Annotated in this window: 2 protein-coding genes; one reads left to right on the top strand and one right to left on the bottom strand. The window is 68.8% G+C overall.

Features of this window, described 5'->3' with window-relative positions; translation table 11 throughout:
• Positions 1 to 280 precede the first annotated feature (280 nt).
• On the top strand, positions 281 to 1,165 hold the full coding sequence (locus tag G3N99_RS39845; RefSeq protein WP_206125146.1) for a LysR family transcriptional regulator: 885 nt from the start codon (positions 281 to 283) through the stop codon (positions 1,163 to 1,165).
• 69 nt (positions 1,166 to 1,234) lie between these two features.
• Here the strand turns inward: G3N99_RS39845 and G3N99_RS39850 are convergent.
• Positions 1,235 to 1,698, bottom strand: a 464-nt coding sequence (locus tag G3N99_RS39850; RefSeq protein ID WP_206125147.1) for an ethanolamine ammonia-lyase light chain EutC, incomplete at its 5' end; no start/stop codon positions are given.

A 1,698-nucleotide genomic window follows, 5' to 3' on the forward strand; every position in this document is an offset into this window, starting at 1 on the left:
CGCGTCGCGACCGCGCCGCCCGAAAACGACAGCGGCAGCGCGACGGCGGCCATGCAGACGGCGGCCAGCACCCACGCGCGCCGGCGTGCCGACAGGTCCGAAGCGGCTGAAAAAGGGTGATCCATCATCGATCCTCGAAAAGCCGGCGCGGATGCGCCGCCAGAGCGACAGAAGATAAATCCGATTCAATCTACGAAAAACCACGCAAAGCTCCGCATATAACGGACTAGAATTCCGCAATTCACTCGACTACGCGCGTCGACACCCGCCCTTCGATTCGATGGACAACCTGACCGGCATCGTCGCCTTCGTCCGCACCGCGGAAGCGCTGAGCTTCGTCGCGGCCGGCCGCACGCTCGGCATCTCGGCGTCGGCGGTCGGCAAGACGATCGCGAAGCTCGAGCAGTCGCTCGGCGTGCGGCTGTTCAACCGCACGACGCGGCGCGTCACGCTCACCGAAGAAGGGCGGCACTTCTACGAACGCTGCCAGCGCATCCTCGAGGATTTCCGCGACGCGGAAGCGACCGTGACGGCATCGGCGCAGCGCCCGCGCGGCAAGCTGCGCGTGAGCCTGCCGGTGATCGGCTACCGGTTCCTGCTGCCGGTGCTGCCCGAATTCCGGCAACGCTACCCGGACGTCGAGCTCGATCTCGATTTCAACGACCGGATGGTGGATGTCGTCGAAGGCGGCTTCGACGCGGTGATCCGCAGCGGCCCGCTGTCGGATTCGAGCCTGATGTCGCGGCGGCTCGGCCCGTTCGCGTTCGTGCTGTGCGCGACGCCCGCGTATCTCGCGCAGGCCGGCACACCGCGCACGCCGCGCGATCTCGAAGCGCACGAATGCGTGCGCTACTGCTTCCCGACCACCGGCAAGCTGCAGGACTGGGCGCTCGCGGCCGACGACGGCACGCCGCTGAAGCTGCGCACCGCGCTGACCTGCAACAACATGGAAGCACTGCGCGGCACCGTGCTCTCGGGGCTCGGCATCGGCTACATGCCCGACTTCCTCGCGCGCGACGCGCTCGAACACGGCGCACTCGTCACCGTGCTCGACGACTACCGGATCGCGCCGGGGCAATTCTCGATCGTGTGGCCGTCGAGCCGGCAGTTGTCGCCGAAGCTGCGCGTGTTCGTCGATTTTCTGTGCGAGCGGCTGTTCAGGTAGGCACGCCGCAGGTCGATCGAACGGCACGAACACCGCCACTCACCGGCAGCGGCCCGCGCGCGGCCCTTCTCAATCCGCCCCGATCCGCTCCGCCTCCGCCTGCGGCAGCAACGCATCGCTGTCGTCCTTCAGACCGACACCCGTCAGCCCGAGCCGGCGCGCATGCGTCATCAGGTAATGCAGCTTGTGCGCGGCCCCCGCGTACGGCAGCCCTTCGGGCCGCACGTTCGAGATGCAGTTGCGCAATGCGTCGTGGCAGCCGACCTTCGGCGCCCACGTCAGGTACACGCCGAGGCTGTCCGGCGAGCTGAGCCCCGGCCGTTCGCCGATCAGCATCGCGACGACCTTCGCGCGCAGCAGTTCGCCGATCTCGTCGCCGAGCGCGACGCGCGCCTGCGTCGCGACCACCACCGGGCCGATCCGCCAGCCGTCCACGTCGAGCCGCGGCCGCACGGCCTGCAGCAACGGCAGTGCCTGTTTCGCGGCCGCGAACGCCGACAGCCCGTCGCCGACCACGAACACGACGTCGGGCC

The organism is Burkholderia sp. Ac-20392 (assembly GCF_017104585.1).
In the GTDB taxonomy this organism is placed as follows: Bacteria; Pseudomonadota; Gammaproteobacteria; order Burkholderiales; family Burkholderiaceae; genus Burkholderia; species Burkholderia lata.

What these genes read in the sequence shown, in the direction of transcription:
- G3N99_RS39845 (WP_206125146.1), top strand. Translation starts at nt 281, where the DNA reads ATGGACAACCTGACCGGCATCGTCGCCTTCGTCCGCACCGCGGAAGCG.